We start from the raw sequence: 24,945 nt of genomic DNA, 5'->3' as shown, positions 1-24,945 counted from the left end.
ACCGTTGCGGTAGCGCTTAAGTGTGTTGCAATGAATTGGTGCACCCAATAGTCTAGTATTGTAATAGAGGAGCGGGTAGGATGAAAATTGTGATTGGCAGTAAAATAAAAGAGCAACGACAACAGCATTAATGGTTCCAGCAGACGGTGGCGGAGCGGTTACACGTCTCACGGCAAACTATTTCCAAGTGGGAGTTAGGAAAAAGTTATCCAGATTTAGAGTTGTTGGTAGCACTGAGCAAACTATTTGCTGTCTCGACGGATGAGTTATTAGGTTTGAGCAGAAGACCTGTTCAGCGACCATGGTGGCAGTTGTTATTGCGTAAAAGGAGTCGAACAGATATGACGGTGAAATGGTACAGCGGGGGGCAGGATCGGGCACGTGTTGCTGTGGGCATAATTAGTGATTTAGATTGCTAATCTAAATACCACGAACGAGCAACCGTTACGACAGCTGCTGGCAACTTATTATCAGGAACTATTGGAACAGCGAACTGGTTCAGTACTGGGAGTATTCGACAGTATGAACTTAGACATCTCTAAATGTTTGCAGCAGCAACAAATCAAACTATCACCAGAAAATGAGCAACTAATGCAACAGCTGGTGGGGTTGAACATGATTCACTACCGGTGATTGATTTTGAAAATAAAACGCAAACTGTCAATCATCTAGCTTAATAGATGCTGACAGTTTGCGTTTTATGCTAAAAATCAATCGCAGGGTTGAAGGTTTGACAAGCTTGTTCGACTAGATAAGCAATCGGTTTAGCTAGCACGTGACTTGGTAAGTAGGCAATACTAAAATCAAGGCTGAGCTCGCTTGTTGGTAATTTGAACGCATTGATAGGGTACTTGGCTGGTTCAGTGGCTAGTCTTGCCAACATTGCAGTGGCTAGAACAATGCTACCAAGTCCTTGAAGTGTCAAGCTTAGTGCAAAGCGCGAGTTATCGACTTCAATGAGTGGAATCGTTTGAATGCCTTTATCGGCAAAGTAATGGTCAACCAGTTCTTGAAAGCGAGCTTCACCGACTGCACGGATGACAGGCTCACCAGTCATTCCTGTAAGAATGGTGGGGGTGAACGGTCGCCAAAATTGATTGGACTGATATATTCCGGCTGTTTTTGGAATGACTAAAGACAAAGAAATTGTCTGCAAAGGGATGGTTTTGACGTTAGTTTGATGAATTGTTTTGCCAATAAAAAAGTCTAGCTGATGACTAGCCAGCAACGTTTCTGCTTTTGATGTTGTGATTTCTAGTATTTTAGTGCGAATGTTCGGAAAACGTTGATAAAAAGCAGGTAGTGTTTGACTAAACCAAGCATTAGCCATTGGTGGTGTAATCCCAATCGTCATACTTTGATACTTATTTTGACTGATTTCTTTAAGCTCAGTGTTCATTCGCTGATGGAGACGAGCGTCACTTTGCAAATAAGTCAGTAATCTTTCTCCAGCATAAGTTAATTCAAGTGGACGATGGCCGCGGTCGATTAAGGGGATCCCAAAATGAGTTTCCGCACTTTTAATTGTGCGGCTAATGTACGGCTGACTGATGAATAAACTTTGTGCAGCTTTCGTCATACTATTGTGCTGTTGAATAGCTTCTAAAAATACTAACAATTTATTTTCCATGAAATCGCCACCTTTAATGCTTAATCTTATTAAAATCAAGTATAACCCATTACTCATTTGTAATAACAGATAATCAGATTGTTATTTCTATAAAAATGAAAGCGGTTATATAATATAAGTGTAATCAAAAAATGATTCTGCTTGTGATTTAAATAGCAATTGATATTGCATCTTAAAATTTGTTAAACGGATTTTGAAAGGATGAGCAGCATGCTAAAAAAATTGGATCAAATTACTTGGGATTATCAATATGATACGGTAGTTATTGGCTTTGGTGGTGCCGGGGCGACAGCAGCGCGGTTTGCGGCGGATGCACATGCGAAGGTGTTGCTCACGGATGCAGCGCCGAATGGTCATGAAGGAGGCAATACCCGTTATTCTGCCCAACTCTTAGGAACGGTAGATAGTTTCGATGAGGGTAAAAAATATTATCAAAACTTAACGGCACCCATGCAATTAGACGATAGTATGGTTGATACTTTCGTAGCGGGCATGGCGAATATGCGCGACTATGTTCAAAAATATCTCAATGTTGACCCGGTGAGTGTCGAAAATGATTTTACAGCTGCTGATTCTCCAATTTCATTAGACAGTGCAGTTCATGAGTTTCCTGAATTTGATGGAGTCCAATCCTATGACTTTACAACCGTCCATCATGGCATTTTTGATGCAGCTTTGTGGAAAATCTTGCGACAAAAAGTGTTAGATCGGCAGCAACAGATTGATGTCTGGCTTAGTGCGCCGGCACAACATCTGATTCAAGATCCCGCTACGAATACAATTATCGGTGTCCAAATCGAACGTCAGCATCGTTTAGTTAATGTTCGAGCTACCAATGGTGTAGTCCTAGCATGTGGTGGTTTTGAAAATAATCAACAAGCCATCCAGGACTACCTTGGTGCTGAGCACTTGGCACCATTGGGCACGCTGTTTAATAAGGGTGCTGGTATTAAGATGGCCCAAGAAGTTGGCGCGGACTTTTGGCACATGCAAAATTATGAATCACTCGGATTTTTACATGGTCTTTCGATTGCCGTACCACAAGGTGAACGTGGTCGCTTGATTTTAGGCTGGCCGGAAGTGAACCATGGTAGCGTTATCACGGTGGCTGATGACGGTAGTCGGTATTTTGATGAGAGTGAAGCCAACCGGCACGGTCACATTTATGATCATGGAATGTGGCGCGTCCCACGAACAAACGTGCATCCATACTTGGTTTTTGATGAAACTCAGTACCGTCAAATGTTAGCTAGTCAATATACACCAATTAATAATCTCACCGATTTAGTTGTGAAGGCCACTACTCTAAACGACTTAGCACGAGTTATGGAAGTTGATGGTACGGTACTTACCAAGACCGTTCATGATTTCAATTATTTTGTCGAGTCTGGTACTGACTACGCGTTTAATCGGCAGGTTGATACGATGCGGGCATTTGATGATGGACCGTATTATGCGCTTAAGTTAACAAACAACATACTTAATACCCAAGGGGGACCACGTCGTAATGACCGGGCAGAGATTTTAGATGCAAATCAGCAACCTATTCCGCACTTGTATGGTGCAGGTGAGTTGGGCGGTATTTGTGCAAATCAGTATCAAGGTGGCGGTAATTTAGCTGAATGCCTGATTTTTGGAAAAATCGCTGGTGAAAATGCAGCTAAACCTAAGGAAGAAACGACACAATTGGTCGATGAAAAAGCAGTGGCTAAGCCGGATGCGAATACTAGTGCTTCGGTGCATCAGACTAGTACTAATGATTTGGTAGCCGAAGCATCACCAGACATCACAGTTGGTGAACACCAATACTTAGGGCGCTCAGATGATGGCATTGGTGGGCAAGTTGTGGTTCGTATCACGTATATTGACCAACAATTAACTCATGTTGAAGTAGTTGAACAACATGAGACTGGTGAGGTTGGTGGTCAGGCTGTTGCCGAATTACCGGCAAAAATGGTGGCTGCTAACACTTATGATGTGGATGCAGTTTCCGGTGCTTCTGTATCGAGTCGTGCCGTCAAGGCCGCAGTCAAGGACGCGCTATCCCAGGCCGAACAGACCGTGTCAAATGATTAATCACTGATCGCACAACCCACGAATCACCTAGTGCTTTTAGTATCTTTTAGTGCGTAATACCGGTAAACTAGAATTAACAAATTCAATCAATGGAGGCCGCTCATGCGTATTACAAAAACGAGTCTGATCCTCAGTAGTTTGTCATTGATCCTTAACACGTTGTCATTGATTATGGCAATTCGCAAGTATCGGTTACAAAATCACTAATCATTAGAAATTCAAAAACACTGCTGTGACTAACGAACGCATTAGTCGTAGCGGTGTTTTTGGTTGGACATTATTAAGCTTCATAATCCGTCAAATCGGCCAAGAAGCGTTGAATCACCGCAAGTTCTGCTGGTGAGTAATGCTCATGGAGGAGCGTGATTGCTTGGTGGTTGCGGGTTGCATGCATCTTATCATGATAGCGGGCCAGCTTACGACCACTCGGCGTTAAGCGGTAAAAGATCTTTTTGTGATCATCGGGTTGCTGGAATGAGCCAATTAAGCCCTGCGTTACGAGTCGTTTGGCTGCCCGGGTCACACCACCTCGAGTGACGCCGAGGTTAGTAGCTAAGTCGATGCCCGTTTGTGGACCGGCCTCTAGTTCAGATAATAAATGCAGGCCAACGATGGAAATATCCGGCAACAGGCGGCGTAGATTGGCTTCGGTGATATGCTGCTGTAACCATTTCTGTTCACCAGTAGTGGAAGCACGCTTGGTTCGAATCGTTTTGAGTTGCGTTAGAATTGTCTGTTCCGTGGATATTGACATCGATTGATCCCCCTTAGATAGTTGTGCGTCATGGCGACTGGTTCTCGTGGTGGTTAGCGCGCAATTATCAATTAATCATTAGCTTTTATTACTATTATTATACCGGTTTTAAAATTCACCGGCGAGTTTTTCTGCTACTACCTGTGCGGCAGTGATGGCCTGTTCTCGCTGTTCTGGAAATTGGTCCAATCCTTCAATGAAGATGGTTCGGTAATCCTGAATCCCATACAGTTGCATCATGCCACGGAGGTAGGGGTCGCCTGCTTCAACCTGGTTGTGCTGATCAGGTTGGTGATAGTAGCCACCCGCAGCCTGAATGTGTAAGACGTGTTTGTCGGGTAATAAGCCAACCGGGCCGTTGACCGTGTACTTAAAAGTTTTACGGGCGACTGCGGTTAAGTCTAAGTATTGTTTGAGTTCGGCTGGAAGAAAGTGATTGTACATTGGATTAACGAAGACGATCTTGTCGGCTGCTAGAAATTCAGCTAGCCAGGCGGCGTGACGGCTAAGTAGTTCAGCCTCCTTTGACGTAAGGTCTTCACCGTATTTTTGTTTGCGCCAAGCTTCGAAGGTGACGTCATTCAAAGCTGGCACGCCGTCCTGATAAAGATCGCGCGTCGTAATCTCATCGTTCGGATGGGCTAGCTGATACGCAGCTTTAAAGCTCGCTGCAACGGTCAGTGAGGCACTGGGGACGGTCGTGTGTGGATGAGCATTAATCATTAATAATTTTGTCATTTTAAACAGCTCCTTAATTTTGTTGACAAGCAACATTGTAAATCGGATGTTGTTGCTTGTCAACAAAATAGGCGAAAAAAGCTCCCCACACATTCGAAAATGCGTGGGGAACTTAAAGGATGCACGATTAATTTTGATTAACCAGTGCCACTAGCACAAAGTTGTCACGGCTCTACGGGTAAATGCGGTGCAACATACGTGGAAACGGAATAGTTTCGCGAACGTGATCTTGCAAGGTGATCCAAGCCAGAAAGCGTTCCAGACCCATGCCGAAACCGGAGTGCGGCACTGAACCATATTTGCGTAAATCGAGATACCACTCGTAATCCTGCAAGTCTTGACCGCTGGCTAGTAACCGTTCCTTCAAGTAAGCATAATCCGTCGAACGTTCGGAACCGCCGATGATTTCGCCATACCCTTCAGGTGCTAACAGGTCAGCAGCAATGACGACATCATCGCGAGTAGGGTGGGCTTGCATGTAGAAGGCTTTGATTGCTTTGGGATAGTTCAAGACAAAGACTGGTTGATCAAAGTGTTCTGCCAAAAATGTTTCTTCCGGTGAGCCAAAGTCGACACCCCAGTCGACGTCAAAGCCGTTCGCTTGAAGTAGCGTAATGGCATCGTCGTACGAAATTCGTGGAAATGGGAGCTTGGTGTACTTTTGCAACGCCGCAACATCGCGGTCCAAAACGGCCAGTTTGTGGGGGCAATGGTCAATCACGGCTTGAACGAGGTAGGCCACCAATTGTTCTTGGACTTCCAGACTTTCATCTTGATGCATCCAAGCCATTTCAGGTTCAAGTTGCCAAAATTCTGTTAAGTGGCGACGAGTCTTGGATTTTTCGGCCCGAAAAGTCGGTCCAAACGTGAAGATTTTGCCGAACGCCATGGCGGCCGCTTCACCATATAACTGGCCGGATTGTGATAAGTAGGCGTCCTGACCAAAGTAATCAGTTTTGAATAATTCGGTCGTGCCTTCTGGAGCAGAACCCGTCAAAATCGGCGCGTCAATCTTAATGAAGCCGCGGTCGTTAAAGAACTCATAAACGGCTCGAATGACCTCGTTGCGAATTCGCATAATTGCGTTAGGACGCGATGACCGTAGCCAGAGATGGCGATGATCCAACAGAAAATCAATACCATGGTCCTTGGGCGTAATCGGGTAGTCGTGGCTGGTGCCGACTACTTCAAATTGTGAGATGGCAAGTTCGTAGCCAAAGGGCGAACGGGAATCGGCATGAATCGTGCCGGTGACCCATAGGCTAGTTTCTTGCGCGAGGTCGGTCAGTTGTACAAAAGCCGTTTCACCGAGCTCGTTTTTGAGAGCTACCCCTTGAAAAGTTGCTGTGCCATCGCGTAATTGAAGAAAGGCAATTTTGCCGCTGGAACGCTTATTACTGAGCCACACCCCAATCTTAACTTGTTCATCGACATGGTCAGCAGCGTTGATAATACTAATGGTTTCCATGATATTGATCAACTCCCTTTTGTTGGATTTTAAATCAGATTAAAGTAAATGGATATTATGTTCGGCACATTGGTCGATCATGGTTTGTGGCCATAAAGCAGCTTGGACTTCGCCGACATGGGCTTTGCCAAGTAATAACATGCAGAGCCGTGATTGGCCGATCCCACCACCGATCGTGTAAGGGACGTCCGCGTTCAAAATCATTTGGTGGTATGGCAGGCTAAGCCGATCTTCGGCGTCCACGTCCTTGAGTTGCTTCTGCATTGATTCGGCATCAACCCGGATTCCCATGCTAGAGATTTCAATAGCTTGATCTAATGGTTCATACCAGAAGAGAATATCGCCGTTTAATTTCCAGTCATCGTAGTCGGGGGCGCGGCCATCGTGACGTTCGCCGGAATCAAGCTTCCAGCCAATTTGCATTAAGAAGACACAGCCGAGTTTCTTACAGATGGCGTTTTCACGTTCACGCGGCGTCATGTCAGGGTACATATCTTCGAGTTCTTGTGTCGTTAAGAAGTGAATTTCGTCTGGTAAATGGTGAACGGCTTGTGGGAACTTGTACCAAACTTCGTGTTCCATGTGCTTGATCACTTTAAAGATTTGACGTACCGTGGCTTTCAAAGTTTCAACGGTGCGTTCTTCCTTACTGATCACTTTTTCCCAGTCCCATTGATCAACGTAGGCGGAGTGATAGTTATCTAAGTCTTCATCCTTACGAATAGCGTTCATGTTCGTGTAGAGACCTTCATGCATGTCAAAACCGTAGCGCTTTAAGGCGACCCGCTTCCACTTGGCAAGTGAGTGAACGATTTCGATTTGTTCATCACCCATGTCTTGCATGGTGAAGGAGACCGGTTTTTCGACACCGTTTAAGTTATCGTTCAGGCCAGTTTTCTTTTCAACGAACATTGGTGCTGAAAGCCGAGATAGGTTTAGTTGCTTTCCAAATTCATCTTGGAATGTTTCACGAATGTAACGAATGGCCTGTTGAGTTTCTTTAACGGATAATTTAGGATCGTAATCCTTTGGAATAATTAAATGCATATGCGTGGTCTCCTTTAAAATAAGTTCAGATTTTAGTTACAGGATAAAAGAAAAGAGCCTTCCATCCCTTGAATTATCAAGGGACGAAAGACTCTTTCGCGGTACCACCCAAGTTGTTTACATACAGTAAACCAGCTTTAAAATAGTGTACAAACATACACCACCGATGGTAACGTACCGGTTAACGGCTAATCCTACTTTAACGAGGTTATTTCAGTTAGCAACTAAGAAAGTGTTTTTCGGACTAGTCAAGTTCTGGTCGGGTTTCCACTCACTCCCGATTCACTGGCAGGTTGACTAATCGTACTCCTCTTTCCTCCGTTTTTTATCTTGTGACATTTATATTAGCACGATTCTGATATTTGTAAACCACTAAATTAAAAATAAATTAGTTTAGTCTCATGAATTCACCATGAAAATCTCAGCTAAAACCGCAAGCTACCGGGCTTAATTAATCGTTCAAATTATAACGTAATTTCATTTTTTCAGAACCGGCAATGACCATATCACCGAGTAATTTGGTTTGTAACTTCATCGCGGTATCGGCCAATTGCTGGTTAGCCGCTTCGAGATAGGCCGTGACGTCTTGATGGTTAGCCAAGTCAGCGTCGGTATCATTTTCGATTTTACGGTAAGCACTCATGGCTTCGAGTTCGTAACTATTCCGCATGTCCACGTAGAAATCGTAGTCGGTATCCCCTAAAAGGGCGGTCGTACAACTTAGCCAGTACATGTGGTTAAGATTAAAGGTGCCGTCCGCATCTTTATAGCTAGCTGGCGTGTCATTGACATTGGCATAGAATGGTACGACCGTGTTAAAGGTATTGGCACCAAAGGCTAACCAGTGAATACCGGCAACCGCAGCGGGGACGTTGTTGCGAATCTGTAAGATGTGCACATCGTGGTTGCGGTTGATCCCGATTGGCCGGAAAAGGGTCTTGTCAGCTTCAGAGCCACTCCCGTAAACATCGTATTTCGTGTTTTCAAAGTGAGAACTCAAAACGAACTTGACGTCTTCGATAGAAATCTTACGGTTGGCATGACAGATGAATGGTAAGTCTTGTTCCATTGGATCCTGTTCAACGTCCGGCGTAAAGTACTTTTGACCGAACCAAGCCCGGGGGTTGTTGTAAACCGTATCTTTGATTGAAGCACTCCCAAAGATGTGCCGCAAGTTGACACGGTCAAAGTCGGGATTCAAGTGATGTTCTTCAATCAGTTGTTCAAGGTCGGCTGAAGCCAAGGTGTCATCGGCAGCAAAGTCAAAATCGTCGATATTCATCCGGTTGGGTGCAACTACGTAAGCGTCGTCAGGAATACGCTTAGCAGCCCAATGATGGCCACCAATAGTTTCTAACCACCAGATTTCGTCTTGATCAGAAAAGGCGATGCCGTTTGGTTCGTAAGTTCCGTATTGTTCAAGCAGGCCACCTAGACGGGTAACGCCTTCCTTGGCGCTGTGAATGTATGGCAATACTAGGGTGCAAAGGTCTTCTTCACCAATTCCGCCGGCAACCAAAGGATCGATTCCCAAGATACGCGAGTTCGTGGTGATGGTTTCGGTTGCGGACATGGCGATGTTCTCGCTATTGATCCCTGCTGCTGGCCAGGTCCCATTGGTCAAGATTGAGTTTGGAATTGAAGTATACCGTAAGGGATTGTCGGGTAAGTCGACTTGAACCTTACTAATAACTGATTGGTAATGCCGTGGCTGATCTTCAGGATTAACCACAACTAATCGTTCAGGATCTAAGGCTTCATGACCATCATCGTTCCGTGAAATGATGGTTGAACCATCGATTGAGGCTTTTTTTCCAACTAGAATCGTGGTACATGAACCTTTAATACGTTTTTCCATGATATTAAAACACTCCTTTTAAGCTATTAATATCATTATACGCTTTCTGAATGAGTCACGATAGAACGAGCTTTTTTGAGAATGTAATTAACCCCACTAATGCTAAAACCAGTGGCAGCTGCAATTTCACGATAAGTCTTACCGCGTTCTCGCAACTGATGAACCTGAGCATAGCTAGCACGTTGCGACGTTGGGCTGGAAGTTCGAACGTGTTCAGTGCGTGCTTCAGCTGATACGACATTATTTGGCAGTGTGATGGCTTGGGGAATGCTTGTGATGACGGGAGCTTGATGTGTGAGTTCAGCAAGCTTAATCATGACTAATTCAGTTGTCTGAACATCCCAAATAGCGTTATGTTGGTGCGGATTGCTGATATTAAAGAGGGCAGCTAGGCCATTCAAGGGTAGGTCGTGACTGCCGGTTTTGTGATTGCCACGGTTGATGAGAATATTCGTATAAGCTTGAGCGTCAAAGATTTTGACTGGACGACTAACGATTTGCTGTTCGGTGGCGGTCAATTGGTGATAGTAGTGGGTCAATAATAAGTGAATATGCTTCATATCCTGAGTTTGGTCCCAAAAGACGAGGGGGAGCTGTGGTTGTAAGACTTGTCTGATAAACGCTTTAAGAATTGTTAATGGCGCTCCTTGAGCTTCATAGGCGGTGGTTGTCAGGACAGTTTCAGTTAAGCCGGCCAATTTTTTGTCCGGTAAGAAGTTGGGATTATCAAAGTAACGATTAAAAAAGGGGGCCGTCTGGGTATGGTGCGAGAAGCCGATGGCACTGAGTTGGAAAATACTTGCCCGCAGTCCGGGTGACTCGATGATGTGCCAATTGACGCTTTTGGCAGTATCACTGCGTTGAAAAAGCGCCCCAAATTCGCAATCGATGATCGTGTAATCAGTTGGAAATTCAGTTAGATCATCTAGTGATGGTAAGAGGGCGGGCATGGTAGGCCGAGTTAAATCATCCAATGGCTGAACGGTGGGTAACTGGTAACCTAGGGTCGCTAAAAATTGAGCGGTATTTTGGCCGAGTTGATTGTTGGTTACTTTGGCGACCTTTTTCTCAGTTAAGACTATTTCTTTGCGAGCCATGAATGAAATATGGTAACGCTGCTGTGCATCGCAAATGATTTCAGTAACGTTACCGGCCAAGCCGTACTCTGGAGCTAAAACTAATTGGTGGTCTTTTTGGATGCGGTAGACGGGATGGTTAACAAAGTATAAACAATTTAGATTATTTGAAATTTTGCGCTCAAGTAAGGTTAGATTTGTGGACATCATCGACAACAACTCCTCTGATCTAAGTACTTACATTTTAGCGGCTTTGTACATTAACTGGCCAGTGTTTGCACTGCGGCACGCACCATGAATTTGGTAATCACGAACTGGTGCCGGGCGTTATAGTGACCATAAAGGGCTAACTGGGTATCTGGTTTGAGTTGATAAAACAAAGTCAGCGCGTGCTTGACGATGATACAGTTAATTGTCACGGCTTCAGCTGACTTTAATGGCGTGACCTGTAAGTACAACATGAAAGGATCTAATTTAATAATTTTACTTTTATTCAGATATTTGACAGTTAAATTTTCTGATTGCATGAGCTTCACCTCAATAACGAGTATACGAACATACGTTCTAAAATGCAAGCAAAATAATCGCGGGGACCAATTTATTTTAAGCTGAACCCTGACGGTAGTGGTTGACTGGAAATATTTTGTTAAAAATCGCAAGGAATCAGTAAAGTCATGGGGAAAAAGCTACAAAAAGTTGACAACTCTTGGTATGATGAATAAGAATGAATGAGAGGAGGCCGTGTCATGGATCGAGGACGTCGCGCGACGCTGGAAGAACGAATTGCGATCGTCAAATACACGTTGGACCATTGCAATGATTATCGGGAAGCCGCCAAGCATTTTAACGTTTCATATCCTCAAGTCTATACGTGGGTACGAAAATATCGGCAACGTGGTATGGAAGGTTTGGTTGATCACCGTGGCCGACCTAAGCAAGACTAAGCCAGCACTGTACATATAAACTGAGTAGGCTGGCTGTCCTAATAGTCACGAACAATTGGTCATGATAATTAATAGGTCAGTTTTTGAAGTGTCTTTTCCTGTGAAGTCGGTAGGAACGGACACTTTTTTAGTAGTTTAATGTTTTTAATTAATGAGACGCTACTTAACGTATCTTTTAAATACCGGAGTGCGTTCTTGTCACGGGCCAGTATTCTCGGTAGAATGAGAGTATTACGCATTGTGCTAGTCAATTTGTTATGAATCATGATTAAAATGTGCCAATTAGTTGGATTACTATTCGTCAGTATATGCGCGTCCTAGGCCGACCTCCGGGGCTGGGTGCCAATTGCTGGAACGTAGCCGACGTCGATTTGAGCTAACGCCCAACCCGCGTCATCTCAAATACGAGTCTTATTCTAAGCCGGAAGCAGACCACTTCCGACTAAGAATAATTTGGCTACTGAGCATTGTCACCCAGCCCCTCCAGTCTGAAAGCCTGTGAGGGGCCACGGGTTGAAACCGAGCACGTTTCGGTAGAGATGATTGCAGTTACTGCCAATCCAAATAATTGCATTTTAAGCTGCTGTGCTATGAAACAACGACTAATTTAACTAAAGTTTATCCCATCAATAACTGCCATTCAAATACAATTCCGGCTGGAAGGTATTTCTGACAATGCTCAGTGATTCAAGAGTGTGCGGTTCAGACGGGTGGGACTGAGGATTAGCCTAGCTAGGGCGTTAAGCGGCGGGCTTCCGCTTGGCGTCATAGCGTCCCTAACCGGAAGTGTCAGTCTGACCCGAACACGTTTCGTCAATATGTCATTAGGGCGTGAAAGACCAGTATTTGAGACGTGGACTTCGGCTCAAATCTGTGTCCAAATTGGCAGGAATGCCTGGAAGCCGGTGTAGAACGCACTAATTAAATAATTTTCTTCCAAATTGCCCGCTTTTCAGTGGGACTCAGCTGATAGCTTTTAAACTTAGAAATAGCCATTTTTAATCATGATTCATCCCAAATAATAACTAGCACAATACATAGAGTATTAATTCAAAAAAGGAGTTTACGTGTGATGATTGACTTAGCGGCGGCACAGCAAGTATTAAAAACCACGTTTGGATATGATGAGTTCCGACCGGGGCAAAAAGCAGTGATCGAGCAAGTGTTAGCCGGTGAAAACACCCTGGCAATCATGCCTACTGGTGGTGGTAAATCATTATGTTATCAAATTCCAGCGTTACTTTTTCAGGGACTGACCGTCGTTGTCTCACCACTGATTTCTTTGATGAAAGATCAAGTGGACGCGTTAAATGATAATGGGATTGCAGCGACCTTTATTAATAGTTCATTGGATTTTCAAGCAATTAATGAACGACTCCAAGAACTACGAGCGGGCGATTACACCTTACTATACGTAGCACCAGAACGGTTAGATTCGGATTACTTCATCCAAGCATTGGGACGGTTACCAATTCAACTGTTAGCGATTGATGAAGCCCACTGTATTTCGCAGTGGGGACATGATTTTCGGCCTAGTTATTTGGCGTTGAGTACGGCGATTGAGCAATTGCCGACTCATCCGCAAGTCTTAGCCTTGACCGCTACGGCGACTGAACAAGTTGCTGAAGATATTTGTGGTCGGCTAGCAATTGATCCACAGCATGAAGTCAATACTGGCTTTGCGCGGGATAACTTAGACTTGACGGTGGTTAAGGACCAAGATACGGACCGATATATTTTAGATTATTTGAGGGTCAATCATGGCGAGGCGGGGATTATTTATGCGAGCACCCGTAAAGAAGTGATGCGTTTGACCAGCCTGCTGCAAAAGCATGATATTAAGGCAACGCCATATCATGCCGGACTTGATGACATGGTTCGTCGTCAAAATCAAGAGGACTTTTTGTATGATCGGGTCGATGTGATGGTGGCAACTAACGCCTTTGGGATGGGAATTGATAAGAGCAACGTGCGGTTTGTAATTCATGCGCAGGTCCCAGGTACCTTAGAAGCATACTACCAGGAAGCCGGTCGGGCTGGCCGGGATGGGTTGCCGAGTGAAGCGATTTTGATTTTTCGGCCCAGTGATATTCAGCTCCAACATTTCTTTATTGATGAGTCTGAGATGGATACGGAACATCGGCACTTAGCGTATCAAAAGTTACAAGTGATGACGCGGTATGCGAATACGCAAGGCTGTTTGCAACAGTTTATTTTGAAATACTTTGGTGAAGCATCTGCGCCGTGTGGTCGGTGTAGTAATTGTACTGATCAACGGGAATCGCAGGATATTACCACGGCGGCACAGCAAGTACTGTCGTGTGTTGTGCGACTGCATTCCCGGTTTGGTAAGGGAGTAGTGGCCCAGGTCTTGACGGGGGCTAATAATCAGCGGGTTCGTGAATCAAATCTGAATACCTTATCAACGTACGGGTTAATGTCCGGTCAGCGCCAAAAGAGCGTGGTAGAATTGATTGATTTTTTGACTGCGAGCGGTTATTTGCAATCTGTAGGGGGACAATACCCAACACTCACGGTAACGGCCAGCGGAGTAGCCGTACTTAAGGGAACGACTACGGTGCACCGCAAGACGGCCCAAAAAGTGCAACAAACGGTTCCTGAAAATAGTGCGCTCTTTGAACAGTTACGGACGCTTCGACGTCAATTGGCCGAAGAGCAAGGCGTGCCACCATTCGTCATCTTTTCCGATAAGACGTTGCATTCGATGTGTGACCTGATGCCAGAAGATGACGCGACCTTCTTGAAGGTGAAAGGAGTCGGAGCTAGCAAGCTTGAAAAGTATGGTGAGACCTTTATGGCAACGATTCGAGCAGCAGCACACGCGGAAGACACAATTAGTGCTGACGACGATACTGAATAATAAAATTATGGTTGTTAAACTATGAGATGAAATGGAGTAACAGGGATGCAATTTACGTGGCAATATCAAGGGCAACCGATAGCGATGAAACGTTTTTTGACGACGCATGCCATTAGTATGCGGACTATCAAGACAATCAAACATGGGACCGGTGCGTTTATTGTTAATGGTCAAGTTCAGACGGGCGTGATTACAATTTATGATGGGGATATTGCGGGTGTACAGCTGCCGGATGAAGCCCCTGATACGGCGGTTGCAAGCAGTGCACGACCGGTGCAAGTTGAATATGAAGATGCAAATTGGTTAGTCATCAATAAACCGGCCGGGGTGACTAGTGTTCCTGGTCCCAGCAATCGCACCGATACCTTAGTTAACCGAATCAAAGGTCATTTAATCGCTACGCAAGCTGCTAATCAGCGACCGCATCTAATCACACGTTTGGACCGGGATACGAGTGGGCTAGTGTTGGTTGCTAAACACCGAGTGGCCCAGGGGATGTTAACGGAGCCTCGAATTGCGGCTCAATTGGTTAAGACTTATCAGGCTTGGATTGAAGGCACCCTTATTCCTGCTGGGGGGACGATTGATCAACCCATAGGCCGTGTGTCGGATAGTCCGCGTCGTGCGGTTACAGCGACTGGACAACCGGCGATTACGAAATATCAGGTTGAAGTGACTGATTTGCAACATGGTGTGAGTCGGTTACGGTTAGAATTAGTGACCGGTCGGACCCATCAAATTCGGGTCCATTTAACGGCATTGGGCCATCCATTATTAGGTGACACGTTATACGGTGGCAATCAGGATTGGATTCAGCGGCAAGCTTTACATGCGGCGACCTTACAGTTCTTTGATCCCTTTACGGAAAAAATCTTGCACTTTGAAGCGGCTTTACCAGCTGATTTGCAAGCTTTAAATCGGCGGTAGGTGCGACGTAAGTACAATCCGCTACTTAAAAGTTGTAAAAAACGGCGCTTCAAGAATGCTAACTCATTCTTGAAGCGCCGTTTAAGGCAGTGTCATGGATGCCAAAAGTGAGGCAAGATGACACTGGCAGTGGTTTAACTATGAAAATTGGCGTTTGTACTTAGGACTGACTAAGCGTCGCGTTATCAGCAGTTAAAGTTGCAAAGGTCGTTTGCAGTTGCTGTAATGGCATGGCTAGCGTAAGAAAGTAGATATGTTCAACACCATTACTGCGCATATTGATAACGCCTGCTTCACGCATCAATCGTAGATGGTGTGAAACGGCGGGCCGTGAAATATTTACCAGTGCGGTAATATCAGTAACGTTGAGACCATTATCACTGTTCCCCAGCGCAATGATAATTTGACGCCGAATCTTTTCGGCAAAGATATTAATGAGTGTGGCACTTTCAATAAGTGCTGTTTCGGATTGTTGAAAATTAGCCATGGTGACTGCGTCCTTTCAAGTTCTATTTACACTTAAGGGCTAGTTTCCCCCATCGGTAGTACGCCAAACTAGCTGTTGAGTGTTGTGTGACAGCTTTAATAAGCAAGTGCGCGAGATTCATAATCGAATTCAAGGCAGTCTGAAGTCTACAAGCTGTCGGTTAGACTAGGTATTGTTGGAACGATCGTACTTATATATAATTAAAGCAAGACGCTAATCGATTGTCAAACGTTTTTGTTAAAAGTAAGGACTATTAGCGTGTTTAACGATTATCGTTCGTTTAATAACCATATTTTTCTGTTGAAATGCGTTAAAATAGAATTAGACTTTAGATGACAGGAGTGGCAAATGTGAAAGTCTTAGGAATATTAGGGGCGCACCGAGCGGACGGTGTAACGGCGCAGTTATTACAAAACGTTTTAAAGGGTGCCGCAACTAGTGCGGAAACGGAGTTGGTTGACCTCAACGATTATAAGTTGCGGCCAGATTACGATGGGCAACCGAATAATGATTTAGATATATTGGAAGCCAAACTATTGGCGGCGGATGTCTGGATACTGGCCGCACCGACTTATTTAGGTAGCTTGTCAGGTGTAATGAAGAATTTCTGTGACTGTTTTCGGGGCCGCATTGCACGTTTTAATTCGATCGGTGAGGCGGTGCCAGATCGGTTTAAGAACAAGCACTACGTCACGATCACGGATTGTTATGCTGGAGGAATTGAGAATTACTTGACGGGTGTAACTGACGCGACATTTAAAACTTTAGATAAATTTTTGACCATGGGCGGTCTTATTAAATTACGAGAGATTGTCGTGACTAAGACGTGGGGCATGCAGACGCTTACAGCTGCTAAACAAGCAGAATGTGAGCGGGTTGGTGCGCGGGCCGCGCATAAAAAGGAAAGGGATGACAGTACGGTGAAACGGTATATTCAATTATTCTTTATGATTGCAGTGATGGCACTACTAACAATGGGTATCGAAGCGGGTATTCAACAACTAATTCCGCTGAATAATTTTTGGGCCTATTATGGCGTGTTTGTGGTGGTTTTTTACGTGCTTTTAGCACTGATTTTACATTTTTTCACCGTTGTCAAACACCGGCGTCGTTGAGCGTCATCGGCGCGTGAACGTATAAAATAACGGGATTTAAACATTAATCAACAGGTTGGTTTTGGGCGTCTTAATCGCTGGAAATCAGCTTGTTTTGCTATAATAAGAGCATTTACAGAAGTTCTAGCGATTGTTTTGACCGTCGCGCGTATAATTAAGATAATATAGCCAATTTAGAAATTGAGTAGGCAGTGTACCAATTATCAAGTTAGCAAATTTGCGACCTAAATTAATTTTGAAATTAGGGATTTTACTAAAAAATGCATTTATCAAAGGACGAGGAGGAATTATATGCAAGTTTTCGGACAATTTATTGCAACAGTCGGTTGGCTAGGTCTGGCCCTAGTTGCTAGTGAACTTGGTGCGACGCTGATTCACTGGCTCGGTCAGTGGGTCAGTTTTCGATTAATAGGTGCTCGGATTGTCCGGATTACCGGATTCCGACTGCAATTAAGTAAGGTACATGGTCATTGGAAATTAGAACGGCCGTTGACCCGGCACCCGCACTTAGTGGCAGCGCCACCCACGGATGCCCATCGTTTTAATCACGCCATATATTGTTTTGGTGGCGGCTTGTTCAACTTACTGACGGTGATGCTCAGCTTGATTACTTTAAACCAGTTTAAGTTTAGTTTTGACCTATGGCTGTTTGCACTCATTATTTGGATCTGGGTCAATACGTTAAAAGCCGCGCAATTATTACCAATGAACTTACACGGCTACCCCACGGCTGGACAGGAGTTTCGGCAGGCCCGGGAATCAACAGCAGCTATGACAGCGGCATACGTGACGGCGTGCGCTGCGGCAATCAAGGTTCAAACCGGCAGTGTCCGTGACCTTGATGCTAGCATGATCGTTATGCCACGCGATGGCGGTAATCGGAATTATTTGGTCGTGCGCCAAGCCTGGTTGATTCTGGAATGGGGACTCCAGCATGGTCTGGATACCTCGGAGCTGTTAGCGGGTTTGAGCCGTTTGGAACCAAGTTTTAATACGTTGCCACCCGTCGATCTAGCCAAGTATTTAGACGCAACGTTGTACTGGAACTTAATTACGAATCATCGCGATCCACAGATCTTGGCTTGGTACCAAGACGATGGCGTCCAACAATTATTACGCCGCTACCAACCCTTGGCTCATTACAAACTAACCGCAGTTTATGAATGGCGGGTTCATCAGCAGCCTGAGCAGGCCCTCGCATTGATTGAAAAAGGCTTGAAGCTTGCCCAACGACTCCATGAGGAAGAAGAAATTGCTTGGCTTAAAGCGCTCCGTGTTCAAGTAGCCGCCTAGATCGGTGTAGAAGCTTAGATTCTGGTAAAGATTGTCAGTAATGGCGCTCGTATGGGGACGTGCGTGGTACACTGGTGACCATTGAAACGAAAAAAGGTGAAGATGTGAAACAGCGAATCAAGCAATGGTGGGGGTTGTGGCTAACACTGTTAGTGATTGTGCTAGGATTGATTGGGGTTGGCTTGACCCGGGTCAATGCTGGGCTTTATCAGCAGACGGTGGCACAGGTGACCCACGTGCAGATCAAAAGTCGGAGTACGACGACGGATGAATTTGAAAACAAGGATGTTACAATGACACAGCTTGTGACGGTCCGAGTTCTCAATAAGGCACATCGTGGTCGAACTTATCGTATTAAGAATACGTATACGAGTTCAGGCGCCATGGATCAACCATATCGAGCAGGCAATCAAGTCTTCCTACGAATTCCTAGCGACCATAATAGTGCGGTGACGATTCAGGGCTTAAAACGAGATACTGCGTTGGCGTTTGTCGCCTGGTTAGCCTTAGCATTACTTTTATTAATTATGCGTTTCAGTGGTTTGATGGCCCTTTTAAGCGTGGCTCTCAACGCCGCGTTATTTTATGCGGCTATTCAAATTGACTTGGCAACTAATGGCGGCCATATCTACTTACTTTTCGGCGTATTGGCCGTTATCTTTGCGGTCCTGACGTTGCTATTAGTACTTGGGTTTAGTCGTCAGATGTTAGTGACGTTAGGAGCTACCGTGGCGGGCACGGGTTTGGCCGTGATTATCAGTTTGATTGTCTTTGCCGTGACTCATGAACGTGGGGTGACATATGAATCAATGCAATACGTCACCCAGATTCCTCGACCGTTATTTTTAGTGGAAACGATTTTAGGTTCCTTAGGGGCGGTCATGGATGAATCAACGGATATTGTCGCTTCACTATTTCAATTAAAAACGGAGCGTCCTGATATTGCGCCACGTCAAGTATTTAAGTCCGGTATTCAAATTGGTCGGTCAATTATGGGGCCTTTAATCAACGTGTTATTCTTAATTTTTATGGCCGATACTTTTGCGATGACCTTACTGTATTTCCGCAACGGTAATAATTGGGGCTACACCTTTACAATGAATATGTCACTGGGCATGGTCCAAAGCTTAATTTCCGGCATTGGAATCGTCCTAGCGATTCCGGTAGCGAGTTGGCTAGCGAGTCGCTTGATGCCTAAGGAGGTGGTCGCATGAATACGATTACTGTTTTAGGTCTGATCTTACTAGGATTGATGACATTAATTGGTGGTAAGACTGGGGCAACGGCCTTTTTGAGTTTGTTATTTAACTTTGGGTTGTTGTTTTTAGCCGTTGTTTTGATTTCATGGGGCTTTCCAGCAATGGGGGTGTCGTTGATCATTGGGACGATCATCTTGGCCTTCACGATTTTCTTTGGGGAGGACAACGAAGTGGCGGCCAAGCCAGCTTATATTGCAGCATTGATTGTTATGGTCATTTTAGTGCTAATTATTTTTCCCGTTGAAAATTGGATCATGGCGCAGGGCTTTAGTTTAGAAGATAGTGAAGATCTGGAAGGTATGTCGTTAGCCATTGGGGTCTCCTTTATTGGCGTAGCGGTAACTGAAGCAATTTTAAGTACACTAGGGGCCATTGCGGAAGCTGCTATTGCGATTGCGGCTGGTCTGAGTGAAATTCTGGCGCAGCATCCGCAGTTGCCAACTAAGCGACTCTATATCGATGGTATCAGTATTGGTAAGCAGATTATCGGGACGACTTTTAATACCTTGTTTTTCGGCTTTTTTGGTGGCTTCTTGGCGCTGTTTATCTGGTTTGCGGGCTTACATTATTCCTTCGGGAGTGTTATCAATAATAAAATATTTGTCGCGGAAGTATTAATGGTATTGTTCTCGCTAATTGGCGTTATCCTAGTAGTACCCGTCACGACGTGGGTGATGACGATTCAGCACCGGCAACAAATTAAGCACAACGATTGACGACAATCAATGGATTTGCTACGGTTGAGAAAACAGTTGGGAGCGTTGAGATGATGGAAATTCGAACGGCACAACCGCAAGACAGTGCGCAGATTGCACCGTTGATTGCGATGATTTACCGGGATATGGAAATGCCAGTCTTAAAAAATGTTAGCGAGGCTGACTTGTTAGCGATGTTGACTGAGCTGTATCAGCGACCGGCCAATTTAGATGGATTAGCGCAGACCTTCGTTGCTATCATGGATCACAAGGTCGTGGGGGTCGCGTTTGGACACTTGGCGAAGAATGAAGTCGCTGTTAATGATTTATTACGGACGACCTCTGGGCAGCATGCGGGGTTTGAAGCACCCTTGGAATTAGGTGGTGAGACCCGACCGGATGAATGGTATTTAAGTATGCTGGCAGTTGACCCGCAAGCTCAAGGTCACGGGGTTGGTAGTGCTTTATTGGAAGCCTTACCGGGACTAGTCGGACAGCTAGGGGCAACCAAGCTGAGTTTGAATGTTGATGATGGTAATCCGCGAGCGGCTAAATTATACCACCGACATGGTTTTGTCCCGGATGGTCAGCTCATGATTGGGACTCATCCGTACCAGCACTTGATTAAACCGCTATCGTAGTGCTTAAAATATCGTGGTATGTCTTTTAGACCACGATATTTTTTTGTGTGTTGATGGAACGGAAGACTTTTTTATTGAGTGCGACACAGTTAGAATTAAACTATTGAACGGATTAGGAAGGTGAACGTGCCATGCAGATTTATTTCATTCGTCACGGTCGAACACAATATAATTTGGAACATCGGTTTCAAGGTAGGCGAGCGGATTCGCCACTGGTTGCTAGTGGGATTGAGGGGGCTAAGGCCGCCGGTGATTACTTAAGCACCACCCAATTTTCAGCAGTATATAGCAGTCCGCAGCAACGAGCGCTGGATACGGCGAAGTACATTGTGGCTGCCAATCAGTGGCAACCGCTGATTCAAATCGATGATGGTTTGCGTGAGTTTGATTTTGGCGATTGGGACGGCAAACAGGAAGCGGAAGTACAGCCGCAGTCCTACGCCCAAGTTATTTTTACTAAACCCGCCGAATACCGACCGGAACTAGCTGGCGGTGGCGAAAGTTATGCGGATTTTGTCACCCGAACGACTTCGACGCTGCATCGTTTGATTGATCAAGTTGGGGTAGCTAGCACGCAACCACTATTAATCGTATCGCACGGCCTAGTGACGACGATGACTGTTAAGGCGTTAATGGGTGTCCCCGTAGCAGAATTACGAGCACCTTTTGTGGTCGATGGGCAAGTTATGAAGACAGTCGGCCACGGTATCGTGGATAATGATAGCCTGACGGTGTTATCGACGACGGATAATCAGCATTTTGAACTGACGACTTGGAATGAAACCGGGTACTTGAAGTAAATGGCTGAGCCAAGTACAACGCCTTACTTTAGCTGTTAACTTGACTCTGATTGATAAAATTTTAAGTGGTTAGTAAAGGGACGCTTCTGGCATGGTTTGTCAGGAGCGTCCCTTTGAAATTAACGGTTGATTCAAGTTATTTGTCTGTGTTCCGGTTCAAAACTGTTGTTAATATGATTTGTAGTGAGCGCTCGCACGTGATAGTGCTTTACCACAACCCATTAAAAATACTAGCTGCCGCCACGCCCCAATAATATTCGGAGGTGCGGGCGGTTTGGGTATAGAGCGTGTTAATTGCTTGGAGCGGTTGGTGCATATGATCACGCATGATGCGCATCGCCATGCCGTTAACTTTAGTGGCAATTAATAAATAGTTGCCGTTCTTGTCAAGTTCCATAGCATAGCGAAGTAAGTCAGCACGAACTTGTGCGTCTTGTTTAACTTCAGGATCATTATAGGCAGCGTCGATTTGTTGCATTAAACGCTTGGCCTTATCATTTTTATTCACAGTAATCCCCCCTATGGCAAGAGTATAGCACAAGTCTCAGACTTAATTAAATGTTAGTTTAACGCGAAATCACCCCACATTTCGAATCGTGAAATGAAGGGTGATTTTTATAAGTCCGCTTGTTTTTTACATATGATTTCTGCAACGTTACCGGTAATTTTGGATATGCCTTGGTCGCTAAATCAACGCGGCCGCCATCACTTGGGCCACATCTTGGCTTTGCCAATACTGATCCACTAATGGTGCAAAAGCGTGGTTCAAGCCCTGATACTGAATAAACGTGGTCGCAGTATCAGCAGCGGCCAGGCGTTGTGCATAAGCCCAAGCTTGTGGTCGGAAGGGATCAAACTCGCCGACCATGATCGTGGTTGGTGGTGTCATTGTGAAGTCTTCCTGATGCAGCGGTGAGATGAGTGGCGAATGTGAATCAAAGTTCTCCGGAACATAATAATCCGTCATGATGCTGTCAAGTTGCCGAAAGAGGTCGTGATAGTTGGTGAGAATTGCACGCTGTGAGTCAATAATCGGAAAGGCGGCCAAATCCCAGAGTGGACCGGCGTGGTCAGCATTTGGGGCAGTAACTGGGTACAACAGCAGTTGTTGATTAATACGATTGCTACCGAGTTGTTGATTCAGATTTGTTGCGGCCATGATGACGTTAGCGCCAGCCGAATCGCCAGCAACAGTAATCATTGTTTCAGCGTCACGTTGTTCCAAATATTGGAAAATCGCGAGCCCGTCTAAAATACCAGCGGGTGCTGGTGCTTCTGGCGCTAAGCTGTAATCGACATTAAGAATCTCGCAGTGACTTTTAGCTGCGACCAGCTTTAAAAGGACCGTATTATTGCCGGGAACACCGCCGTAAAAGGCGCCGCCGTGGAAGTAGACGAGTACTTTGTGACTAATAACATTTTGTGGTGTCAGCCATTCAACGCTGACCGTGCGATTCAGAGCCGTAATATTTCGACTTTGAACTGTAACCGCATCACCAACAGGGTCCGCGATGGCAGGAGTTAAACCACCACTGCGGAGCGCCGCTAGATCATTTTCAAGGATGGCTGGTTGTTTGAAGGCCGCTAGTGTTTGAAGGACGTGCGGGTCAAATTGTTCACCGGCGATGTCGTTGCTAAATGGTTTAACGATTTTGACGACGCCGTTGACGGTTGTTTTAATCGAATTAATTGTTGGCATCATATTCAACATCCTCCTTAGGTTCAACTTTAGCCGCTGCGTCGGGCTTGTTGGCTTGTAATTCTTTTTCGTCTAACCGATAGAATTGCATCATGAAAATCATGGCGGCTAATAAAATAATCGGCATCCAAATAAAGGCGAGGTTAATAAATGTAATGGTTCGTCCGGACTGTACAGCTGCCTTGGCATTGAATTGTCCCCATGCGAGAAATTGGCCGGCTAGAAAACCGCCAATTCCCATTCCTAATTTGGCGCCAATCATTGGTACCGCAGATAAGAATCCGGTTTCATTTAGGCCCAGTACTTTCGTTGAGTAGTCAACGGTATCTGATAGCATCGCGAAGACAATTGTGAACGTGATCCCCATCGCAATCAAGAAAATGACGGAGCCAGCAATTAGCAGACTCACACTACGCATCTTCTCAGCGATTGGCAGCAGTAGTTGGCCGATAACGCCCAGTACGAGTGAAAACTGCAAAACGTTACGGTTCTTAAAGCGTTGTGATAGGAATGGTACGGACAGGTTCCCAATGACGGAAACAAAGCCAATCCCCAGGAAAATTGGCGCTAATTCAGGCCGACCATAGACGTATTTGATGAAGAAGATCGCTGAATTTCCCCGTAGCATCCAGAAGGTTTGTAGCAGAATGAAGGAGCAGGCTAATAGTAGCCATGGTTTGTTGCTAGCCGCACCCTTCAAGCTTTGCCAGATTGAGAGTGATTCGGCTGACTCAGTGGTACCGTCTGGATTTTGTGCACCATTGGTTTCCTTGAGATTGAAAAAGGCAAAGATGAAAAGTGCCATGATAACGAGACCTAAAATAATGGCCCAGAGGGTAAAACCTTTCGACTGATTGTCCTTGCCGAGTAGTTTAACCATTGGTAAAGTAATGGCAGCCACTGCACTGGTCCCAATGGTGGTCATAACCATCCGAGCACTCGCTAACTTGGTCCGTTCAACACTGTCATCGGTCAAGCTAGGTAAAATCGAAGTAATTGGCGTGTTGGCACCTGAATAAATTAGACTGAAGAAGGTGTAAGTGATAGAAATGTAGACGAGCCGCATTGTTGTGTGTCCACCAAATGATGGAATCATAAATAGTGACATGGCTAAGAGACCTAGCGGAATACCAAACCAGACGAAGTATGGACGCGATTGTCCATATTTAGTGTGGGTATGATCGATCAAATAACCATAAATTAAGGCATCGAAAGCATCAACGAAGCGAACAACGAAGAACAGCATTCCTGCAAAGGCGGCCGAGATTCCCGCAACTGTTGTGTAATAGAATAGTAAGTAAGTGCTGACCATCTGCCAAATAATATTACCAGCCATATCAGTGGAACCATATGCAATTCGGCGTTTCCAAGTTTGAAAAATCGACATCATAAATCCCCCCAAACTATTTAAGCTTAAACTAACAATAATAGTTAGCCCCTTTTATCAACATAATTATATTTCCAAATTAGGCTAATTATCAAAGATAGGCGATAGTTTGGCTGGTTAATAATCGAAGCGTGGTCTAATCATTCGTACAATCATAACTGGTGTATATT

The 24,945-nt window shown here is 45.1% G+C and carries 24 protein-coding genes; 12 read left to right on the top strand and 12 right to left on the bottom strand.

Going from position 1 to position 24,945, the window contains the following annotated elements:
- Nucleotides 1-146: 146 nt before the first annotated feature.
- On the top strand, nucleotides 147-419 hold the full coding sequence (locus RXV91_RS01075; RefSeq protein WP_316438312.1) for a helix-turn-helix transcriptional regulator: 273 nt from the start codon (nucleotides 147-149) through the stop codon (nucleotides 417-419).
- Nucleotides 412-633, top strand: coding sequence for a bacteriocin immunity protein (locus tag RXV91_RS01070; RefSeq protein ID WP_316438531.1), 222 nt, complete (start codon nucleotides 412-414; stop codon nucleotides 631-633). Before RXV91_RS01075 ends, RXV91_RS01070 begins: the two co-directional genes overlap by 8 nt.
- 70 nt (nucleotides 634-703) lie before the next feature.
- On the opposite strand, the gene RXV91_RS01065 is transcribed toward RXV91_RS01070, so the two are convergent.
- Nucleotides 704-1,630: a LysR family transcriptional regulator gene (locus RXV91_RS01065; protein WP_316438311.1), complete on the bottom strand. Its 927-nt coding sequence runs from the start codon at nucleotides 1,628-1,630 to the stop codon at nucleotides 704-706.
- Nucleotides 1,631-1,831: 201 nt separating this feature from the next.
- Between RXV91_RS01065 and RXV91_RS01060 the strand changes: the two genes are divergently transcribed.
- On the top strand, nucleotides 1,832-3,706 hold the full coding sequence (locus RXV91_RS01060; protein ID WP_396426700.1) for an FAD-binding protein: 1,875 nt from the start codon (nucleotides 1,832-1,834) through the stop codon (nucleotides 3,704-3,706).
- 280 nt (nucleotides 3,707-3,986) lie between these two features.
- Here the strand turns inward: RXV91_RS01060 and RXV91_RS01055 are convergent, their stop codons facing one another.
- The 7 genes from RXV91_RS01055 to RXV91_RS01025 all read right to left on the bottom strand — a co-directional run bounded on the left by RXV91_RS01055 (nucleotide 3,987) and on the right by RXV91_RS01025 (nucleotide 11,174).
- Nucleotides 3,987-4,460, bottom strand: a complete 474-nt coding sequence (locus tag RXV91_RS01055; RefSeq protein WP_003641193.1) for a MarR family winged helix-turn-helix transcriptional regulator — start codon at nucleotides 4,458-4,460, stop codon at nucleotides 3,987-3,989.
- 108 nt (nucleotides 4,461-4,568) lie between these two features.
- Nucleotides 4,569-5,198 carry an FMN-dependent NADH-azoreductase gene (locus tag RXV91_RS01050; protein ID WP_316438309.1) on the bottom strand — a complete coding sequence of 210 codons (630 nt, stop codon included), beginning with the start codon at nucleotides 5,196-5,198 and terminating at the stop codon, nucleotides 4,569-4,571.
- A gap of 172 nt (nucleotides 5,199-5,370) precedes the next feature.
- Nucleotides 5,371-6,666 (bottom strand): asparagine--tRNA ligase, encoded by a 1,296-nt coding sequence (gene asnS / locus RXV91_RS01045; RefSeq protein WP_316438308.1) that lies wholly within the window; start codon nucleotides 6,664-6,666, stop codon nucleotides 5,371-5,373.
- Nucleotides 6,667-6,705: 39 nt separating this feature from the next.
- Nucleotides 6,706-7,713 carry an aspartate--ammonia ligase gene (gene asnA, locus RXV91_RS01040; protein ID WP_316438307.1) on the bottom strand — a complete coding sequence of 336 codons (1,008 nt, stop codon included), beginning with the start codon at nucleotides 7,711-7,713 and terminating at the stop codon, nucleotides 6,706-6,708.
- A gap of 451 nt (nucleotides 7,714-8,164) precedes the next feature.
- Nucleotides 8,165-9,571: a C69 family dipeptidase gene (locus RXV91_RS01035; protein WP_316438306.1), complete on the bottom strand. Its 1,407-nt coding sequence runs from the start codon at nucleotides 9,569-9,571 to the stop codon at nucleotides 8,165-8,167.
- 35 nt (nucleotides 9,572-9,606) lie between these two features.
- Entirely contained in the window at nucleotides 9,607-10,857 is a 1,251-nt protein-coding gene (locus tag RXV91_RS01030) for a hypothetical protein (RefSeq protein WP_316438305.1), read from the bottom strand.
- A gap of 50 nt (nucleotides 10,858-10,907) precedes the next feature.
- Nucleotides 10,908-11,174: a hypothetical protein gene (locus RXV91_RS01025; RefSeq protein WP_021730217.1), complete on the bottom strand. Its 267-nt coding sequence runs from the start codon at nucleotides 11,172-11,174 to the stop codon at nucleotides 10,908-10,910.
- 219 nt (nucleotides 11,175-11,393) lie between these two features.
- Here RXV91_RS01025 and RXV91_RS01020 point away from each other — a divergent pair, with 219 nt between their 5' ends.
- The 3 genes from RXV91_RS01020 (at nucleotide 11,394) to RXV91_RS01010 (ending at nucleotide 15,399) form a co-directional block, all read left to right on the top strand.
- A complete protein-coding gene (locus tag RXV91_RS01020; RefSeq protein ID WP_021730218.1) occupies nucleotides 11,394-11,591 on the top strand; it encodes a helix-turn-helix domain-containing protein in 198 nt (65 codons plus the stop codon).
- A gap of 1,072 nt (nucleotides 11,592-12,663) precedes the next feature.
- Nucleotides 12,664-14,472, top strand: coding sequence for a DNA helicase RecQ (gene recQ, locus RXV91_RS01015; RefSeq protein WP_316438304.1), 1,809 nt, complete (start codon nucleotides 12,664-12,666; stop codon nucleotides 14,470-14,472).
- Nucleotides 14,473-14,517: 45 nt separating this feature from the next.
- A complete protein-coding gene (locus RXV91_RS01010; protein WP_316438303.1) occupies nucleotides 14,518-15,399 on the top strand; it encodes an RluA family pseudouridine synthase in 882 nt (293 codons plus the stop codon).
- A gap of 160 nt (nucleotides 15,400-15,559) precedes the next feature.
- On the opposite strand, the gene RXV91_RS01005 is transcribed toward RXV91_RS01010, so the two are convergent.
- A complete protein-coding gene (locus tag RXV91_RS01005; RefSeq protein ID WP_316438302.1) occupies nucleotides 15,560-15,886 on the bottom strand; it encodes a metalloregulator ArsR/SmtB family transcription factor in 327 nt (108 codons plus the stop codon).
- Nucleotides 15,887-16,218: 332 nt separating this feature from the next.
- Here RXV91_RS01005 and RXV91_RS01000 point away from each other — a divergent pair, with 332 nt between their 5' ends.
- From RXV91_RS01000 to RXV91_RS00975, 6 genes are all read left to right on the top strand, one after another.
- Nucleotides 16,219-17,001, top strand: coding sequence for a flavodoxin family protein (locus tag RXV91_RS01000; RefSeq protein ID WP_316438301.1), 783 nt, complete (start codon nucleotides 16,219-16,221; stop codon nucleotides 16,999-17,001).
- A 291-nt stretch (nucleotides 17,002-17,292) separates the two neighbouring features.
- Nucleotides 17,293-18,294 carry a hypothetical protein gene (locus RXV91_RS00995; RefSeq protein ID WP_316438300.1) on the top strand — a complete coding sequence of 334 codons (1,002 nt, stop codon included), beginning with the start codon at nucleotides 17,293-17,295 and terminating at the stop codon, nucleotides 18,292-18,294.
- A gap of 80 nt (nucleotides 18,295-18,374) precedes the next feature.
- Entirely contained in the window at nucleotides 18,375-19,508 is a 1,134-nt protein-coding gene (locus tag RXV91_RS00990) for a YibE/F family protein (RefSeq protein WP_316438530.1), read from the top strand.
- Nucleotides 19,505-20,269 (top strand): YibE/F family protein, encoded by a 765-nt coding sequence (locus tag RXV91_RS00985; RefSeq protein WP_316438299.1) that lies wholly within the window; start codon nucleotides 19,505-19,507, stop codon nucleotides 20,267-20,269. Before RXV91_RS00990 ends, RXV91_RS00985 begins: the two co-directional genes overlap by 4 nt.
- 50 nt (nucleotides 20,270-20,319) lie before the next feature.
- Complete coding sequence (locus RXV91_RS00980) at nucleotides 20,320-20,889, top strand: GNAT family N-acetyltransferase (protein ID WP_316438298.1); 570 nt, start codon at nucleotides 20,320-20,322, stop codon at nucleotides 20,887-20,889.
- A gap of 131 nt (nucleotides 20,890-21,020) precedes the next feature.
- Nucleotides 21,021-21,689 carry a histidine phosphatase family protein gene (locus RXV91_RS00975; protein ID WP_316438297.1) on the top strand — a complete coding sequence of 223 codons (669 nt, stop codon included), beginning with the start codon at nucleotides 21,021-21,023 and terminating at the stop codon, nucleotides 21,687-21,689.
- A 208-nt stretch (nucleotides 21,690-21,897) separates the two neighbouring features.
- Here RXV91_RS00975 and RXV91_RS00970 read toward each other — a convergent pair whose 3' ends face one another.
- From RXV91_RS00970 to RXV91_RS00960, 3 genes are all read right to left on the bottom strand, one after another.
- Entirely contained in the window at nucleotides 21,898-22,197 is a 300-nt protein-coding gene (locus RXV91_RS00970) for a bacteriocin immunity protein (protein WP_316438296.1), read from the bottom strand.
- A 177-nt stretch (nucleotides 22,198-22,374) separates the two neighbouring features.
- Nucleotides 22,375-23,391, bottom strand: coding sequence for an alpha/beta hydrolase (locus tag RXV91_RS00965; RefSeq protein WP_316438295.1), 1,017 nt, complete (start codon nucleotides 23,389-23,391; stop codon nucleotides 22,375-22,377).
- Nucleotides 23,375-24,775: an MFS transporter gene (locus RXV91_RS00960; RefSeq protein WP_316438529.1), complete on the bottom strand. Its 1,401-nt coding sequence runs from the start codon at nucleotides 24,773-24,775 to the stop codon at nucleotides 23,375-23,377. Before RXV91_RS00960 ends, RXV91_RS00965 begins: the two co-directional genes overlap by 17 nt.
- Nucleotides 24,776-24,945: the final 170 nt, after the last annotated feature.

The organism is Lactiplantibacillus sp. DA1 (assembly GCF_032681335.1).
Classification (GTDB): domain Bacteria; phylum Bacillota; class Bacilli; order Lactobacillales; family Lactobacillaceae; genus Lactiplantibacillus.
Note: the sequence above shows the minus strand (reverse complement) of the source record. Positions and strands in the feature narration are given on the sequence as shown.

Excerpts from the sequence above, each read along its gene's own strand:
- RXV91_RS01065 (WP_316438311.1), bottom strand. The coding sequence starts at position 1,630 with ATGGAAAATAAATTGTTAGTATTTTTAGAAGCTATTCAACAGCACAAT.
- RXV91_RS01060 (WP_396426700.1), top strand. The coding sequence starts at position 1,832 with ATGAGCAGCATGCTAAAAAAATTGGATCAAATTACTTGGGATTATCAA.
- RXV91_RS01055 (WP_003641193.1), bottom strand. The coding sequence starts at position 4,460 with ATGTCAATATCCACGGAACAGACAATTCTAACGCAACTCAAAACGATT.
- RXV91_RS01050 (WP_316438309.1), bottom strand. The coding sequence starts at position 5,198 with ATGACAAAATTATTAATGATTAATGCTCATCCACACACGACCGTCCCC.
- asnS (WP_316438308.1), bottom strand. The coding sequence starts at position 6,666 with ATGGAAACCATTAGTATTATCAACGCTGCTGACCATGTCGATGAACAA.
- asnA (WP_316438307.1), bottom strand. The coding sequence starts at position 7,713 with ATGCATTTAATTATTCCAAAGGATTACGATCCTAAATTATCCGTTAAA.
- RXV91_RS01035 (WP_316438306.1), bottom strand. The coding sequence starts at position 9,571 with ATGGAAAAACGTATTAAAGGTTCATGTACCACGATTCTAGTTGGAAAA.
- RXV91_RS01030 (WP_316438305.1), bottom strand. The coding sequence starts at position 10,857 with ATGATGTCCACAAATCTAACCTTACTTGAGCGCAAAATTTCAAATAAT.
- RXV91_RS01025 (WP_021730217.1), bottom strand. The coding sequence starts at position 11,174 with ATGCAATCAGAAAATTTAACTGTCAAATATCTGAATAAAAGTAAAATT.
- RXV91_RS01020 (WP_021730218.1), top strand. The coding sequence starts at position 11,394 with ATGGATCGAGGACGTCGCGCGACGCTGGAAGAACGAATTGCGATCGTC.
- recQ (WP_316438304.1), top strand. The coding sequence starts at position 12,664 with ATGATTGACTTAGCGGCGGCACAGCAAGTATTAAAAACCACGTTTGGA.
- RXV91_RS01010 (WP_316438303.1), top strand. The coding sequence starts at position 14,518 with ATGCAATTTACGTGGCAATATCAAGGGCAACCGATAGCGATGAAACGT.
- RXV91_RS01005 (WP_316438302.1), bottom strand. The coding sequence starts at position 15,886 with ATGGCTAATTTTCAACAATCCGAAACAGCACTTATTGAAAGTGCCACA.
- RXV91_RS01000 (WP_316438301.1), top strand. The coding sequence starts at position 16,219 with ATGACAGGAGTGGCAAATGTGAAAGTCTTAGGAATATTAGGGGCGCAC.
- RXV91_RS00995 (WP_316438300.1), top strand. The coding sequence starts at position 17,293 with ATGCAAGTTTTCGGACAATTTATTGCAACAGTCGGTTGGCTAGGTCTG.
- RXV91_RS00985 (WP_316438299.1), top strand. The coding sequence starts at position 19,505 with ATGAATACGATTACTGTTTTAGGTCTGATCTTACTAGGATTGATGACA.
- RXV91_RS00980 (WP_316438298.1), top strand. The coding sequence starts at position 20,320 with ATGATGGAAATTCGAACGGCACAACCGCAAGACAGTGCGCAGATTGCA.
- RXV91_RS00975 (WP_316438297.1), top strand. The coding sequence starts at position 21,021 with ATGCAGATTTATTTCATTCGTCACGGTCGAACACAATATAATTTGGAA.
- RXV91_RS00965 (WP_316438295.1), bottom strand. The coding sequence starts at position 23,391 with ATGATGCCAACAATTAATTCGATTAAAACAACCGTCAACGGCGTCGTC.
- RXV91_RS00960 (WP_316438529.1), bottom strand. The coding sequence starts at position 24,775 with ATGTCGATTTTTCAAACTTGGAAACGCCGAATTGCATATGGTTCCACT.